General features: G+C 64.3%; 14 protein-coding genes. 8 read left to right on the plus strand and 6 right to left on the minus strand.

What is annotated here, in order from left to right:
• Positions 1–122: 122 nt before the first annotated feature.
• Genes JQ631_RS19650 through JQ631_RS19665 form a run of 4 tightly spaced genes read left to right on the plus strand, consistent with a single transcriptional unit; the run spans position 123 to position 3,221 of the window.
• The gene (locus JQ631_RS19650) at positions 123–1,022 is read left to right on the plus strand and encodes a dienelactone hydrolase family protein (RefSeq protein WP_212328305.1); all 900 of its coding nucleotides are present in this window, start codon (positions 123–125) and stop codon (positions 1,020–1,022) included.
• Positions 1,019–1,486, plus strand: a complete 468-nt coding sequence (locus JQ631_RS19655) for a DUF2269 family protein (RefSeq protein WP_212328306.1) — start codon at positions 1,019–1,021, stop codon at positions 1,484–1,486. The genes JQ631_RS19650 and JQ631_RS19655 overlap by 4 nt, the downstream gene beginning before the upstream one ends.
• Positions 1,487–1,494: 8 nt before the next feature.
• A complete protein-coding gene (locus tag JQ631_RS19660; protein WP_212328307.1) occupies positions 1,495–2,814 on the plus strand; it encodes an SDR family oxidoreductase in 1,320 nt (439 codons plus the stop codon).
• Positions 2,814–3,221, plus strand: a complete 408-nt coding sequence (locus JQ631_RS19665; RefSeq protein ID WP_212328308.1) for a thiol-disulfide oxidoreductase DCC family protein — start codon at positions 2,814–2,816, stop codon at positions 3,219–3,221. The genes JQ631_RS19660 and JQ631_RS19665 overlap by 1 nt, the downstream gene beginning before the upstream one ends.
• A 105-nt stretch (positions 3,222–3,326) precedes the next feature.
• Here JQ631_RS19665 and JQ631_RS19670 read toward each other — a convergent pair whose 3' ends face one another.
• The 3 genes from JQ631_RS19670 to JQ631_RS19680 form a co-directional block, all read right to left on the minus strand.
• Positions 3,327–4,571, minus strand: a complete 1,245-nt coding sequence (locus JQ631_RS19670; RefSeq protein ID WP_212328309.1) for a flavin monoamine oxidase family protein — start codon at positions 4,569–4,571, stop codon at positions 3,327–3,329.
• A gap of 168 nt (positions 4,572–4,739) precedes the next feature.
• Positions 4,740–6,566 (minus strand): translational GTPase TypA, encoded by a 1,827-nt coding sequence (gene typA / locus JQ631_RS19675; RefSeq protein ID WP_212328310.1) that lies wholly within the window; start codon positions 6,564–6,566, stop codon positions 4,740–4,742.
• A 292-nt stretch (positions 6,567–6,858) separates the two neighbouring features.
• On the minus strand, positions 6,859–7,635 hold the full coding sequence (locus JQ631_RS19680) for a Crp/Fnr family transcriptional regulator (RefSeq protein WP_212328311.1): 777 nt from the start codon (positions 7,633–7,635) through the stop codon (positions 6,859–6,861).
• Positions 7,636–7,821: 186 nt separating this feature from the next.
• Between JQ631_RS19680 and JQ631_RS19685 the strand changes: the two genes are divergently transcribed.
• Entirely contained in the window at positions 7,822–8,205 is a 384-nt protein-coding gene (locus tag JQ631_RS19685) for a response regulator (protein WP_212328312.1), read from the plus strand.
• 6 nt (positions 8,206–8,211) lie between these two features.
• Here the strand turns inward: JQ631_RS19685 and JQ631_RS19690 are convergent, their stop codons facing one another.
• Positions 8,212–9,759, minus strand: a complete 1,548-nt coding sequence (locus JQ631_RS19690; protein ID WP_212328313.1) for an alkaline phosphatase D family protein — start codon at positions 9,757–9,759, stop codon at positions 8,212–8,214.
• 107 nt (positions 9,760–9,866) lie between these two features.
• Positions 9,867–11,312 carry a TAXI family TRAP transporter solute-binding subunit gene (locus JQ631_RS19695; protein WP_212328314.1) on the minus strand — a complete coding sequence of 482 codons (1,446 nt, stop codon included), beginning with the start codon at positions 11,310–11,312 and terminating at the stop codon, positions 9,867–9,869.
• 152 nt (positions 11,313–11,464) lie between these two features.
• Here JQ631_RS19695 and JQ631_RS19700 point away from each other — a divergent pair, with 152 nt between their 5' ends.
• Complete coding sequence (locus tag JQ631_RS19700; protein ID WP_212328315.1) at positions 11,465–11,767, plus strand: 4a-hydroxytetrahydrobiopterin dehydratase; 303 nt, start codon at positions 11,465–11,467, stop codon at positions 11,765–11,767.
• Positions 11,768–11,856: 89 nt separating this feature from the next.
• Complete coding sequence (locus tag JQ631_RS19705; RefSeq protein ID WP_212328316.1) at positions 11,857–12,237, plus strand: YkvA family protein; 381 nt, start codon at positions 11,857–11,859, stop codon at positions 12,235–12,237.
• A 17-nt stretch (positions 12,238–12,254) separates the two neighbouring features.
• Here the strand turns inward: JQ631_RS19705 and JQ631_RS19710 are convergent, their stop codons facing one another.
• Positions 12,255–13,229, minus strand: a complete 975-nt coding sequence (locus tag JQ631_RS19710; protein ID WP_212328317.1) for an NADPH:quinone oxidoreductase family protein — start codon at positions 13,227–13,229, stop codon at positions 12,255–12,257.
• 222 nt (positions 13,230–13,451) lie between these two features.
• Between JQ631_RS19710 and JQ631_RS19715 the strand changes: the two genes are divergently transcribed.
• On the plus strand, positions 13,452–14,288 hold the full coding sequence (locus tag JQ631_RS19715) for an SDR family oxidoreductase (RefSeq protein ID WP_212328318.1): 837 nt from the start codon (positions 13,452–13,454) through the stop codon (positions 14,286–14,288).
• Positions 14,289–14,323: the final 35 nt, after the last annotated feature.

Below are 14,323 nucleotides of genomic sequence, written 5' to 3' on the forward strand. Positions count from 1 at the left end.
TGCGTCGGTGCAAAACTGCTTTGCGACAACGAATGAACGGTCATGGCAGCGCAGAAAGTCCGCCCCAAATGATTCGTTCCTACTAGTGTGACCGTCGCCATCCGTGCTCGCCCCGGCAAATCATGCGGCTCCCTGACACTCTTGCAGTCCTGTTTCTGCTGGTCCTGCTGACCGCGTCGCCTGTGTGCGCGCAGGTCACGTTTGGGCCATCGGGACCGGAGGGCGAGCCGTTGCGCCGCCAGGAATGGCGCGTTCCGTCGCCGGATACCGACATTGCCGCGCGCGCACTGTTGTTTCGTCCAGTCGGCGCCGGTCCATTCCGGCTTGCGGTGATCGCACATGCGTCGACGCAGAACGTGCTCCGTCGTACGCAAATGCCGCAGCCGGAATATCGCGCACTCGCCGCGTTTCTCGTCGCACGCGGTTTTGCCGTGCTGGTGCCCGAAAGGCTCGGCCATGGCGCGACCGGTGGCCGCTATGTCGAGGATCAGGGCGGCTGCGACGAAGCCGATTATGCACGCGCTGGCCGCGCCACCGCGGAGGAAATTTCACGCGCTCTGGATTATCTGCAAAAGCAGGATTTTATTCGCAAGGATGCTGCCGCCGTGATCGGTCATTCGGCGGGCGACTGGGGCGCACTTGCGCTTGCGAACGGTGATCCGAAGGTTATTTCCGCGATCATCGCGTTTGCGCCGGGGCGCGGCGGCCACGCCAATGACGAACCGAACAAGGTCTGCGCGCCACATACGCTTCTTGCCGCCGCTGCCGAATTCGGCAAGACGGCGCGCATTCCCGTCACTTCGCTGGTCGCGGCCAATGACAGCTATTTTGCGCCGGCGTTCTCCAAGGCTTTGGCGGACGCGTTTCGCGGCGGCGGCGGCAGGGACGATTTGCGCACGCTGCCGGCGGTGGGCAGCGAGGGCCATTGGATGATCGAGACCGAGGCTGGCGTCCAGGCCGCAGGCAGCGAACTCGCGCGCGCGCTGAATCTGCCGAAACCTGCCGCGCCCAGGAAGCCATGACGCTGTATTTCGTGGTCAAATATCTGCACGTGCTCGGCGCCATCGTCATTCTCGGCACCGGGACCGGCATCGCGTTCTTCATGCTGATGGCGCATCGCACCGATAACGCGGAGTTCATCGCACGCACGGCGTCGATCGTGGTGATTGCGGATGCGATCTTCACGCTCTCGGCGGTGATCCTGCAGCCGGTCACGGGCGGCCTGCTGATGATGCTTTCTGCAACGGCCATCACCGAACATTGGGTCCTCGCCTCGCTCGCGCTTTACGCAGTCGCTGGCCTGTTCTGGATTCCCGTCGTCGTCATGCAGATCGAGATGCGCGATCTCGCGCGCAAGGCTGCCGAGCAGCACGCCGCGCTGCCGGAGCGCTACTTCATCCTGTTCCGCCGCTGGTTCGCGTTCGGCTTTCCCGGCTTCGGTGCCACCATGCTCATCCTCTGGCTGATGATCGCAAAACCGTTTTGAAAGACGCGATGACCCAGCGAACCATTCTGGTACTCGGCGCCTCCGGTCTGATCGGCCGCTTCGTGACTGACGATCTGCGCGCGCGCGGTTTGCGCGTGGTCGGTCTCGCGCGCAGCCTGTCACCGGCGCAGCAGCTGAGCGCACTCGATCTCGAGCTTCCAATCTTGTCGCTCGATACGACCGCATTGACGCGCCTGTTGAGTGAGCATGCGGTGGATGTCGTCGTGAACTGCCTCGGCGTGCTCCAGGATGGCCCCGGCAGCGACACCAACGCAGTTCATCGCGACTTTGTCATGCGCCTGCTTCAGGCCATCGCCACCAGCAGCCGCGCGATCCGGCTGGTTCACATCTCGATTCCCGGAGCCGCCGAAGCCGATCGCACCGCGTTCGCCATGACCAAGCGCCAGGCCGAGCACCTGATCGCGGAATCAGGCGTTCCTCATGCGATCCTGCGACCCGGTTTTGTGGTCGCACCCTCGGCTTATGGCGGCAGCGCCATGCTGCGCGCGCTCGCCGCCTTCCCGCTCGACTTGCCGGGCAAGGAGATGGCGACGCCATTCCAGCCCGTCGCAGTCGAGGATATCTCCGCGACCATCGCTTGGCTCGCGGCGCGCGAGATCGGCGATGCGTCCGTGAAGGCGGTGAGCTGGGACCTCATGCAATCCGAGCCGATCACGATGGCCGGGGTCATCAAGCAGTTCCGCTTCGCGTTCGGCACGGCCGGCTGGCCGTGTGTCACGATGCCGTCTTTCATGCTCGATCTCGGCGCGAAGGTCGGCGATCTCGCGAACTATCTCGGCTGGATGCCGCCGATGCGCTCCACCGCGATCGCCGAGCTCCGCCGCGGCGTGCAAGGCGATCCCTCGGCATGGGTCGCCGCCACGGGCATCGTCCCGAAGACGTTGACGGAAACGGTCGGGCGCCACCCCGCCACCATCCAGGACAAATGGTTCGCCCGGCTGTTCCTGATCAAGGCGCTGATTGTCGCGAGCCTGGTCACATTCTGGCTCATCTCCGGCTTGATCGCCCTGGTCGTGTCCTACCGGGCCGCCGCCGGCATCTTGACCGCGCACAACTTCCCGCCCGCGCTGGTCGATCCCGTCACCATCGGCACCAGCCTGATGGATATGAGTATCGGCGTGCTGATCGCCTTCCGTCGCACGGCTGCGATCGGGCTAGTGGCAGGCATCGTCGCCTCGCTCGGCTACATGTTCGGCGCGGCGATCCTGACGCCCGACCTCTGGATCGAACCGCTCGGTGCGCTGGTCAAAACGGGACCGGCAATCGTGCTGATGCTGGTCGCGCTGCTGATTCTGGACAATCGCTGATGAGTAAATGGCCCGATGATGACGTGATCCTGTTCGACGGCGTCTGCATCTTCTGCTCGCGCTGGGTGAGGTTCGTCGCACGGCGCGACGCTGCAAAACGGTTTCGCTTCACGCCGATCCAGTCGGATTATGGTGCGAGGCTGGCGCGAACATTCGGCATCGACCCGGATGATCCCGATACGAACGCTGTCGTCCATGGCGGGGAAGTGTTCATGAAGTCGGATGCGGCGCTGACCGTACTGTCGCTGCTTCCGGGGTGGGGCTGGGTACGCGCATTGTTCGCCGTACCAAAGCCGCTGCGAGATCCGGTCTACAGCCTCATCGCGCGCAATCGCTATCGCATCTTTGGCAAGTACGATGCGTGCTTCGTGCCGGATGCCGATCTGCGGGCACGGGTGATTGAATAGTATCTCCTCGTCATTGCGAGGAGCGAAGCGACGAAGCAATCCAGACTACCTCCGCGGAAAGATTCTGGATTGCTTCGCGGCGCTCGCAATGACAGAGCATGGGGCTTATCGTTTGCCCCAAACCGCCAGCACTTCCTTCGCCGCCCGCTCGCCGCTGTCCCGCGCCCCATGCGCCGTCGTGAAGAAATTCGGCGACGTCGCTTCGCCGGCGAAGAACAACCGTCCATCCACCGGCGCTGCCAGCACGGCGCGGTCTCCTGCATGCCCCGGCAGCGCGTGCGAGTAGGAGCCGCGGGCAAATGGGTCTTGTCCCCAGCGAGACTCACGCAGCGGCTTCAGCTTGCGGCGGATGTCGTTGCCGAGGAAGCCTGCGATCTCGTCGATGCTGTGCGCGGCGATGGCGCCGTCGCCGGCGGCTTCCAATTGGCGGGCAAAGCTGCCGCCGAAGAAGCCTTCGATGCAGGGTTGGCCGAAAGGACGGATGTGGTAGGTGCCCATCTCGGTGCGCATGGTGGCACCGCGCAGATTGCCTTCCTTCGGGAAGGTTTCGGCGCCGTCGAGCGCCAGCGTCACCTTGTCGTCGACGCCGAGCGGCAGGCCGGCTGCGGCATCGACCTTGGCGGGAAGCGGCGGGGAGAAGCGGATCGCTTCGTCGGCGATCAGATTGGTCGGCACGGTGACGATCACCTTGTTCGTGGTCAGCTTGCCCCGCGATGTCTCGATGCGGATGCGCTTGTCTGAATGATCGATCAGCGTGACGTTGCAGTTCAACGCGACAGGACATGCCGTCCCATAGGCCGCGACCAGTGCGCCATAGCCGCGGCGGACGCGCCAGTTGAGCTCGCTGTCCTCATAGGCGTCCCAGTCCAGCGTCGACATGTCCTTGAGTTCGCAGCCGTTGATATAGGTCGAGATCGCGTCGATCATCGGATTCCAGCGATTGCCGGGCTCGAGGCTGCGGCTCGCGGGCTCGTCCTTGCCCTTCTGCGCGGTGTGCCACAGGCGTTCATAGAACGCGTCCATCGCGCGCATGAAATCGTCGCGCTCGCTCTGCGGAAACGCATTGCCGTAGGCGCGTTCGCGCCAGGGCGGCAGATCCTTGTTGAGCTCGAAATCGAGTTTTCGCGCGATCGGGACGAAGGAGTTCTTGTCCGCCGAATGCAGCCAGCCGCAGCCGACGTCGAAGGTCACTTCAGGAGAGGCCTGCACGGTCCAGGCGCGGCCGCCGAGGCGGTTGCGCGCCTCCAGCACGATCACGGAGAGGCCGGAGCCTGCCAGCGCATGCGCCGCGCCGAGGCCGGCTGCACCGGCACCGATGATTGCGACGTCGACGGAGGAGGGGAAGGACATGGGTGGGCTCTAGCACGTCTCTGATACGCGCTAAAGGCACCACAAAGTGAGTGTCGTAGGGTGGGCAAAGGCGCTCTTGCGCCGTGCCCACCATCGTCTATTGGGAATTCAAAGTGGTGGGCACGCTTGCGCTTTGCCCACCCTACGGCGCTGTGGCGTGCGGCAGCCTTACGCCACCGCTTCCTTGGACTTTTCCGCGCGCTTGCGCTCGTTCGGGTCGAGGTGCTTCTTGCGCAGGCGGATCGACTTCGGCGTGACCTCGACGAGCTCGTCGTCCTCGATATAGGCGAGCGCCTTTTCCAGGGTCATGCGGATCGGCGGGGTCAGGCGCACCGCTTCGTCCTTCGACGTCGTGCGGATGTTGGTGAGCTGCTTGCCCTTGAGCACGTTGATCTCGAGATCGTTGTCGCGGGTGTGCTCGCCGACGATCATGCCCTTGTAGACCTTCCAGCCCGGCTCGATCATCATCGGGCCGCGGTCTTCCAGCTTGAACATGGCGTACGCCACCGCTTCGCCCTGGTCGTTGGAGATCAGCACGCCGTTGCGACGGCCCTGGATCTCGCCCTTGTACGGGGCGTAGCCGTGGAACAGGCGGTTCATGATCGCGGTGCCGCGGGTGTCGGTCAGCAGTTCGCCCTGGTAGCCGATCAGGCCGCGGGTCGGCGAGTAGAACACCAGGCGCTGACGATTGCCGCCCGAGGGCTTCATCTCGATCAGCTCGGACTTGCGCTCGCTCATCTTCTGCACGACGACGCCGGAATGCTCCTCGTCGACGTCGATCACGACTTCCTCGATCGGCTCCATGGTGGCGCCGGTCGCTTCGTCCTTCTGGTACACGACGCGCGGGCGCGACACCGAGAGCTCAAAGCCCTCGCGGCGCATGGTCTCGATCAGGATCGCGAGCTGCAATTCACCGCGGCCGGACACTTCCATCGCGTCCTTGTCGGCGGCTTCGACGACGCGCAGCGCGACGTTGCCTTCGGCTTCGCGCAGCAGACGGTCGCGGATCATGCGGCTGGTCACCTTGTCGCCTTCAGTGCCGGCGAGCGGTGAGTTGTTGACGATGAACGACATCGACACGGTCGGCGGATCGATCGGCTGTGCCGGCAGCGGCACCTCGACGGTCGGATCGCAGAAGGTGTCGGCGACGGTGCCCTTGGTCAGGCCCGCGATGGCGACGATGTCGCCGGCTTCGGCTTCATCGAGCGGGGTGCGCTCGAGACCGCGGAACGCCAGGATCTTGGTGATACGGCCCGTCTCGACCAGCTTGCCGTCGGCATGCAGCACCTTGACCTGCTGGTTCGGCTTGAGCACGCCGGACGAGATGCGGCCGGTGATGATGCGGCCGAGATAGGGGTTGGCTTCCAGGATGGTGCCGATCATCTTGAACGGACCTTCCTCGACCGTCGGCGGCGCGACGTGACGCAGGATCAGGTCGAACAGCGGCTCCATGCCCTTGTCCTGCGGACCCTCGGGGCTTTCCGCCATCCAGCCCTGCTTGGCCGACCCGTACAGGATCGGGAAGTCGAGTTGCTCCTCGCTGGCGTCGAGCGCCGCGAACAGGTCGAACACTTCGTTGATGACTTCGGTCGGGCGCGCGTCGGGACGGTCGACCTTGTTGATGACGACGATCGGCTTCAGGCCGACCTTGAGCGCCTTGGAGACCACGAACTTGGTCTGCGGCAGCGGGCCTTCGGCAGCGTCCACCAGCACCAGCGCGCCGTCCACCATGTTCAGGATGCGCTCGACCTCACCGCCGAAATCGGCGTGGCCGGGGGTGTCGACGATGTTGACGCGGGTGTCCTTCCACTGCACCGAGGCCGCCTTGGCCAGAATGGTGATGCCGCGCTCGCGCTCCAGATCGTTGGAGTCCATGGCGCGATCCGTCACCTTCTGGTTCTCGCGGAACGTGCCGGACTGCTGGAGGAGCTTGTCGACGAGGGTCGTCTTGCCGTGGTCGACGTGGGCGATGATGGCGACGTTACGAAGATTCATGGGTGAGCTTCTTTTGCGGTCGGACAATGGGTTAAGCGCGATCTCGCCGGTCGAGCCGGGACCTCTTCACGGACAACGCTGAAACGTGGAAAACGGGGCCTAGTACACCCAAAAAGGAAACCCGGCCATCTCGACCGGGTAGCCTATGCGTTTGCGGCGCAATATAGGGAAAAAACGCCAAAAAACAATGCGTTCTTTCGAGGTTGGTTGATTGATTTTTGCCCGGGAATCCCCGGGGCTTAGCGGTATCCCGGGCCAAACCGGCCCTTTATTCGCGGGACAGCGGCTCCTTCTAGCCCTGAGCGGAGCTGAGGTCCGGCTCCTCGGTCGGATAGACCCCGCGCAGCACCTCCTCGAAATGCATCTTCACGGCGTCGTTGCAGAGACAGGCGCGCAGGCGCAGGCCGTCATGGTTGCGGACCAGGATCGAGCCGCGCCGCGTGTCGAGCACGCCTTCGGCCTTGAACGATTGCAGCACGCGGCTCGCATAGCTTCGTCCCACGCCGAGCAATGTGGCGAGTTGCTCATGCGTCAGCGGCACGCTGCGTTCGTCGCCGGTCCGCTCCATCGCGGCGATGATCCATTTCGCCGTGCGTTGCTCGATCGAGTGGATCGCGTTGCAGGCGGTCGACTGGAAAATCTGCGCCAGCATGCAGTCGGCATAGCGGGCGAAGATGTTGCGCAACGATGGCGAGCGCGCTTTGGCCGTTTCCAATTTGCCGACGTGAATGCGGGCAAACGGTCCGCCGAATTTCACGCAGATGCGGGTATAGGCCGGGAGAAATCCTTCACTGACGATGCCACCCACGGCGCCTTCGCGGCCGACCAGAATGGTCTCGACGTCGCGGCCGTCTTCGTTGGGCACGAGAAATGTCGCGAGTGACGGCCCGCAGGGAAAATGCACGACCTGGACATCGTCGCCGGGACTGTAGAGCAGATGGTTGGCGCCGACGTCGTCGACGGCAACATACGGTGCGAGCAGCGCATAGTCCGCCGGGTTCAGCCGCCGCAGCAGATTATTGGCGGGGCGGCTCTCGATCTCGTTGGTCTTGCTGATCCGCGCATCCATCGTGAACTCCCCATCCTCCTCCCCACATTAGCGAGTTCCGTTCGTTGGCTGTGTGCACATGTGGACAGACGTCAAAACTGTTCTGTGGTGAGTTTCGTTCCGGGAACCCTCCGATGCGCTGGGCGCAGGCGTCGGCCTGAGGCCACCCTGATCGGTGACACCATGCAGCCCTCGATAACCAGGATCATGATACCTGCCTCCCCGGACGGCTCGGCCGATATCCCTGTCGATGTTCTGATCGTCGAGGACGATCCGATCATCGCCATCGATTTCGAGGATCGTCTGCTCGGCTTCGGCGTGAGAAAGGTGCGGACCGTGGGCTCCGTGGCGCAGGCGCTGAATGCGATCAATGCGCGCGCGCCCGATTTCGCGCTGCTCGACGTCGAGCTGATCCGGGAGAAGAGCTTTGCGATCGCCGAACGGCTCGCGGCGCTCGAAATCCCCTTCGTCTTCGTCACCGGCTACGGCGCGGAGACCAGCATTCCCGCGCAGTTTGCCGCACGGCCGCGGCTGCAGAAGCCGTGCTCCAGCGATGCGCTGGAGATGGCGCTGCAGGCGCGCAGCCGCTAAGTCAGCTCAGGCGAATTTCGGATCGAGTGTGGTCGACCACAGCGCGACGTCGGCGCGGTCGCGCAGCGTCACCGTCATCTGGCCCGAGGCACCGTCGATCCTGACGTGGCCGAAGAACTGCATGCCGGCGGACGGGGGCAGGTTCTGCTTGTCGCTGCCCGGTGCTTTGACGAAGCGCACCTCGGGACCGAACGTGTTGTCGAGCTCGTTCGGGCCGAACGTGCCGGCGTGCAGCGGCCCCGAGACGAATTCCCAGAACGGTTCGAAATCCTGGAAATGCGCCTTGTTCGGATCGTAGTAGTGCGCGGCGGCGTAGTGCACGTCCGCCGTCAGCCACACCGTGTTCTTGATCGGCGCCATCTTGATGAAGCGCAGGATGTCGGCGATCTCGAGCTCACGGCCACGCGCCGGGCCATCGCCTTGCGCGAACGCTTCCGAGCCCTTTTTGTTGGCGCCATCGTCATAGACGATCAGGCTGAGTGGCATGTCGGAGGCGATCACCTTCCAGGTCGCGCGCGAATTGAGCAGTTCGCGCTTCAGCCACGCCATCTGCTCCGGGCCGAGGAAGTAGCTGGCCGGGCCGTAGTCGGTCTCGAGATTGGCTCCGTTCGGGCCGCGATAGCTGCGCTCGTCGAGCACGAACACGTCGAGATGCGGGCCGTAGGAGATCTTGCGATAGACCCGGCCCGGCTCGACGATGCTCTCGCGCATCGGATACATCTCGTGGAAGGCGCGCCCCGCGCGGGCCGCAAGCATCGAGATGTCGCGCACCTTGTAGGTCGACGGCAGGTCCTTCGACAGCGACCAATTGTTGGTCACTTCGTGATCGTCCCACTGCACGAAAACAGGCACCTCGGCATTGAAGGCGCGGACGTTGTCGTCGGTGAAATTGTATTTGTGCGCGGCGCGATACTCGTCCAGCGTCTCCGCAACCTTGGCCTTCTCCGGGATCGTGACGTTCTTCCATATCCTGCCGTCGGCAAGCTTGACCTCGGCGGGGATCACGCCGTCGGCGTAGATGGTGTCGCCGGAATGCAGCAGGAAATCCGGCCGGTGCTTGCGCATGGCTTCGAACGTGACCATGCCGCCGTCATCGGGATTGATGCCCCAGCCTTGGCCAGCGACGTCGCCGCCCCAGACGAAGCTGACGTCGCGGCGGTCGGCGGGCGCAGTGCGGAAGCGGCCGACCACCGGCTCGCCTTCGATCGCGGTGTGGGAGAGATCGCGGAAGCGGACGCGGTAGAAGATGTCCTGGCTCGCCGGCAGATTCGCGACCAGCATCTTCGCGGTGAAATCGCTCTCGGGCAGCGCCGCGATCGGCGGCAGCGCGCGGGCGTCCTTGAATGACTCGGTCGTCGCCACCTCGACCAGCATCTGCGCGGGCCGGTCGGCACGCGCCCAGACCACGCCGCCGTCGACAGTGACGTCGCCGGATTGCACGCCATGGGTGACTGCAGGCCGGTCGGCCGCGCGCGACAGATGCGGCATCGCGATCGCGCCGAGCGCGCCGGCACTCGTGCTGAGGAATTTGCGGCGGGAGAATTTGATCTTCATGGCGATTGCTCTCGATATCGCGCAGGCGCCCGCCGAGGCGGCGGTCGCGAGGATGAAGTCGACGCTATATTGAGACAATGTGACGCGGCAATTACGCGCGCACGCGTTTATGCGTTGCCGGCAGCCCGGAATTGCGCGCCTGTCCGTTGCAGGCTCTGCGGCAGGGCGAACAGCACGGCCTTGCGGTCGGCGACTGCGGCGTGGAATTGCTCGAGCGCGATGTTGAAGGCAGTCAAGGCACCTTCCTCAATCGCCCCGTGATCGTAGCAGCGTAGCGTATCTCGCAAGATATCGTCGGCCTCCGCCTGCATCTGGTCGAGCTCGTCGATCGTCTCGCTCTTGCGGGCCGCGGCGAGCATGTCGAGCAGGCGTTCGCGCAGATGGCTGTTGGTGTCGCGCTCGTCCTTCTTCAGGTAGCCCGCGAACCATGCGCCGAGCGAGCCCGTGGCCGAGAGCGCCATCAGGCTCCACCAGATGTAGTCGCTGTATTTGTCGAGGAAGGTCTTCTCCTCGCCGTCGACGAAGGCGGCCGCGCCCGGATGCACGGGGATCACGGCGTCCTTGTCGGTATCGGGCGTTTCGATCTTCGCAGCCTGCGGGAAGTCGGCCAGCAATTGCTGGCGTACTGCGAAGAGCTGACGGGTGAAGGCCGCGACGGTGGTCTCGGACAGGCCTTTGCGCGCCACGACGTGGTGCGAGAAGCTGATGGTCTTGACCTCGTCGTCGGGACGATCGGGCGAACCGCCATAGGTGCCGGCGGGAATCTCCGAGGCTTCATAGACCGGATGATTCTGCGCGATGGCATCGGCCGAATCGATTGCGAGGAAGGTCGGCGCGCCGCCATCCTTGGCGGAGGCTGCGATCGCGTCGGCGGTGATCTTGCTATTGACGGGGCCGGCCGCGAGATAGACGTCGGCCTTCTGAGCCTTGATCGCTTCGGCGACTTCGCTCGCGGGGAATTGCACGATCTCGACCTTTGCGGGATCGACGCCGTATTGCTGCAGGATCACCTTGAGCAAATTGACGTTGGCCTGCGTCTTGCCGACCACGCCGACACGATGGCCGGCGAGTTGCGCGATCTTGGTGATCTTCGCGCCCTTCTTCTTACCCTTGCCGGGTACCGACCACAGCACCACGACGTTCTTGCGCAACGTCGCGACGGCTTGCGCGTTCTTGGGAACATCGAGATCGCCGCGCACGATGGCGAGGTCGGCCTTGCCTTCGGCGATCAGCGCCGCGCTGGCGGTGGCACCCTCGGTCTGGATCGGGCGCAGCCGCACGATGCCTTTGCTCTGCGCGAAGGCCTGCGTCAGTGTCTGCACGATCTTGAGGTCGTCGCTGTTGGCAGGGCCGACCGCGATCTTCAGCGTCACCGGCCGCATCGCGAAATAATAGCCGCCTGCGAGCGCGCCGATGATGGCAAGCACCAGCGCCAGAGTCACGAGTGCCGTCTTCCGCGCCGCGGATCGCGGCGAAGGCGGAGAGGGCGTTTCGGCCAGGTTCGATCCCCCGGTCATCGATCTCCCAAACAGGCGCTTCAGGCTCAGTTTCATCTTGGCCGGCGATTTACGCCCGCAATTGTAGCAAATTTCTTGTCCGACAGGGTTACATCTCCGTCATGGTTAGCGGATCGGCGCAATCCCGGATGAACCTCGGCCGTATGCACGGTGTTAAGGTAAAGTTCCCCTCGGAAATGGAGGCCATCATGGCAGAACGGCTATCGGCAGACGCACGCAAGCAGGCGCTGGGTGGTATTCCGGGCTGGACCGACGTTCAGGGCCGCGACGCCGTCGGCAAGACCTTTGTCTTCAAGGACTTCAACGAGGCCTTCGGCTTCATGACCCGGGCCGCGCTGGTCGCCGAGAAGATGGATCACCACCCCGAATGGCGCAATGTCTACAAGACGGTCGAGGTTGTGCTGTCGACCCATGACGCCGGCGGCGTCACCAAGCTCGATATCGAGCTCGCCACCGCGATGAACGCCATCGCCAGGCTGACATCAGGCTGACACCTTGCAGGCCGAATGCGCATCCCCATGTTGTGATCGGCACCGGATGCGGCGATCCGCCGCGCCGGCTCAACGGGAGTTTGCTAGACATGGCTGCCGAACACAGCGTCGGCTTCGAACCGGCCGATCGGCTCGCGGAAGATCGTGACAGCGTGCGCCGTCGCTTCTGGCGCAAGCTGAAGCGCGTCGCCGCGTATCTGCCGTTCACGGAGGATCTGCTCGCCGCCTATTACTGCGCGTTCGACCGGCAGACCCCGCGCCACGTCCAGGCATCGCTGCTGGGCGCGATCGCTTACTTCATCCTGCCGTTCGACTTCATCCCCGACGTGATGCCGGTGCTCGGCTTCACGGATGACGCCGCCATTCTCGCCACCGCCATTCGCATGGTCGCCAGCCATATCACGTCGGAGCATCGCGAAGCCGCGCGTGCCGCGCTGAAGCGCGGGGTGGATGAGGCGGAAGCGGCGTAGCGCCTCCGCACGCATCTCTACGGATGCAGGATCACCTTGCCCATGGCCTGGCGTCCTGCCAGCACCTTCAGTGCGTCGGCGGTCTGCGCCAGGGGGAAGGTGCGGTCGACATGCGAGGAGATTTTTCCTTCCGCGGTCCACTTCACCAGCTTCTCGAGATTGGCGCGGTTCTTCTCCGGGTTGAGCCGTGTCCAGGCGCCCCAGAACACGCCTCTGATATCGCAGCCCTTCAGCAGCGCGAGGTTCAGCGGCATCTTCGGAATGTCGCCGGCGGCAAAGCCGATGACGAGGAAGCGGCCTTCCCAGGCGATCGAGCGCAGCGCCTGCTCGGCATAGGTGCCACCCACGGGATCGAAGATGATGTCGACGCCCTTGCCGCCGGTGAGTTTGCGCAGACCCTCCTTGAGGTCTTCGTTGCTGTAGTTCAGCGTCAGCTCGGCGCCGTGAGCCTTGGCGAATTCGAGCTTCTCGTCTGACGAGGCGCAAGCGATCACCTTCAGGCCCATCAGCTTGCCGAGTTCACAGGCAGCGAGACCGGTGCCGCCGGCCGCGCCGAGCACTGCGAGCGTCTCGCCGGGCTTCGGGCTGGCGCGATCTTCCAGCGCATGCAGCGCGGTGCCGTAGATGATGATGATGCCGGCCGCGCGGTCGTAATCGAGATTGTCAGGGATCTTCACGATTCCTGCCGCCGGCAACGCGATCTTTTCGCGCGCGCCGTTGTGGCCGCACGAAGCGACGACGCGATCGCCGACCTTGAGGTCGGTCACGCCAGGCCCGATGCTTTCGATCACGCCCGCGACTTCGGCTGCCGGCGAGAACGGGAACGGCGGCTTGATCTGGTACTTGCCCTGGATCATCAGGATGTCGAAGAAGTTCAGCGCCGCCGCCTTGATCGCGATCACGGCTTCGCCGGGACCTGCCACCGGATCCGGCACGTCTGCGAGCACGAGGTCGTCGGGCTGGCAATATTGCGAGCAGAGAATGGCTTTCATGGCGGCACCTTGAGGCGTTTCGAGTGGAGTTATGGTTGAGGTCGGTTTTGCCGGATTTACTGCAGCCGGACAATCCGGATTCTTTGCGAGAAGCTACGTTCGGCCTATCCTCGTCATTGCGAGCGCAGCGAAGCCATCCAGACTATTTCCGCAGGACGGATTCTGGATTGCTTGGCTGCGCTCGCAATGACGGAGTGTGGGGAAACAGCGAGGATTCAAACGATGTTTGAAACAGGTCTGCTCAGGAACAAGCGCATTCTCGTCACCGGCGGCGGCTCGGGCCTCGGTGCTGCGATGGGGCGCCGCTTCCTCGCGCTCGGCGCAGAGCTCGTGATTTGCGGTCGCAAGATTGACCGGCTCGAAGCCACTGCGAGCGAAATGCGTGCGCAGATCGGCGGCAAGGTCACGACGATCGGATGCGATGTTCGCGACGGCGCGGCGGTCGACGAGATGATGGACGCGATCTGGCGCGAGGCGCCGCTCGACGTCCTCGTCAACAACGCTGCTGCGACCTTCATCGCGCAGAGTGAGCATCTGTCGTTCCGCGCGGCTGATGCGATCCTGGCGCCGACACTGCACGGTGCAATGTATTGCACGCTCGCTGCCGGCAAGCGCTGGATCGACGGCAAGCACAATGGCGTCGTGCTCTCGATCCTGTCGACCTCGACCATCACCGGCCGTGCCTTCACCGTTCCCTCCGCGATGGCGAAATCGGCGGTGCTGGCGATGACTAAGAGCCTCGCGGTGGAGTGGGGCCCGAAGGGCATCCGCACGGTCGCGATCGCGCCGGGCCCGTTCCCGACGCCGGGTGCTTCCGGGCAGTTGCGGATCCAGGGGCGGGATGACAGCCTGACGCGCAACCCGATGGGCCGCAACGGCGAGCACGGCGAGCTCGCCGACCTCGCCAGCTTTCTGGTCTCGGACCGCGCCGGCTACATCAATGGCGAGATGGTCGTGATTGACGGCGGCGCGCATTTGCGCAGTTCCGGCGCCGAGGACCTGTTGCGGTGGACCGACGCGCAATGGGCCGAGCAGCGCGCTGGACGCACCAAAAGCTAGTCGCGCTCACCCGCTAACTGCCTTCCCAAATTGGA

This window comes from Bradyrhizobium manausense, from assembly GCF_018131105.1.
Taxonomy (GTDB): Bacteria; Pseudomonadota; Alphaproteobacteria; order Rhizobiales; family Xanthobacteraceae; genus Bradyrhizobium; species Bradyrhizobium manausense_B.

Bases quoted from the DNA above. Each gene is read 5' to 3' on its own strand.
- JQ631_RS19680 (WP_212328311.1), bottom strand. From the start codon at position 7,635: ATGGATGCGCGGATCAGCAAGACCAACGAGATCGAGAGCCGCCCCGCC.
- JQ631_RS19705 (WP_212328316.1), top strand. From the start codon at position 11,857: ATGGCTGCCGAACACAGCGTCGGCTTCGAACCGGCCGATCGGCTCGCG.
- JQ631_RS19685 (WP_212328312.1), top strand. From the start codon at position 7,822: ATGATACCTGCCTCCCCGGACGGCTCGGCCGATATCCCTGTCGATGTT.
- JQ631_RS19665 (WP_212328308.1), top strand. From the start codon at position 2,814: ATGAGTAAATGGCCCGATGATGACGTGATCCTGTTCGACGGCGTCTGC.
- JQ631_RS19710 (WP_212328317.1), bottom strand. From the start codon at position 13,229: ATGAAAGCCATTCTCTGCTCGCAATATTGCCAGCCCGACGACCTCGTG.
- typA (WP_212328310.1), bottom strand. From the start codon at position 6,566: ATGAATCTTCGTAACGTCGCCATCATCGCCCACGTCGACCACGGCAAG.
- JQ631_RS19700 (WP_212328315.1), top strand. From the start codon at position 11,465: ATGGCAGAACGGCTATCGGCAGACGCACGCAAGCAGGCGCTGGGTGGT.
- JQ631_RS19655 (WP_212328306.1), top strand. From the start codon at position 1,019: ATGACGCTGTATTTCGTGGTCAAATATCTGCACGTGCTCGGCGCCATC.
- JQ631_RS19715 (WP_212328318.1), top strand. From the start codon at position 13,452: ATGTTTGAAACAGGTCTGCTCAGGAACAAGCGCATTCTCGTCACCGGC.
- JQ631_RS19690 (WP_212328313.1), bottom strand. From the start codon at position 9,759: ATGAAGATCAAATTCTCCCGCCGCAAATTCCTCAGCACGAGTGCCGGC.
- JQ631_RS19670 (WP_212328309.1), bottom strand. From the start codon at position 4,571: ATGTCCTTCCCCTCCTCCGTCGACGTCGCAATCATCGGTGCCGGTGCA.
- JQ631_RS19695 (WP_212328314.1), bottom strand. From the start codon at position 11,312: ATGAAACTGAGCCTGAAGCGCCTGTTTGGGAGATCGATGACCGGGGGA.
- JQ631_RS19660 (WP_212328307.1), top strand. From the start codon at position 1,495: ATGACCCAGCGAACCATTCTGGTACTCGGCGCCTCCGGTCTGATCGGC.
- JQ631_RS19650 (WP_212328305.1), top strand. From the start codon at position 123: ATGCGGCTCCCTGACACTCTTGCAGTCCTGTTTCTGCTGGTCCTGCTG.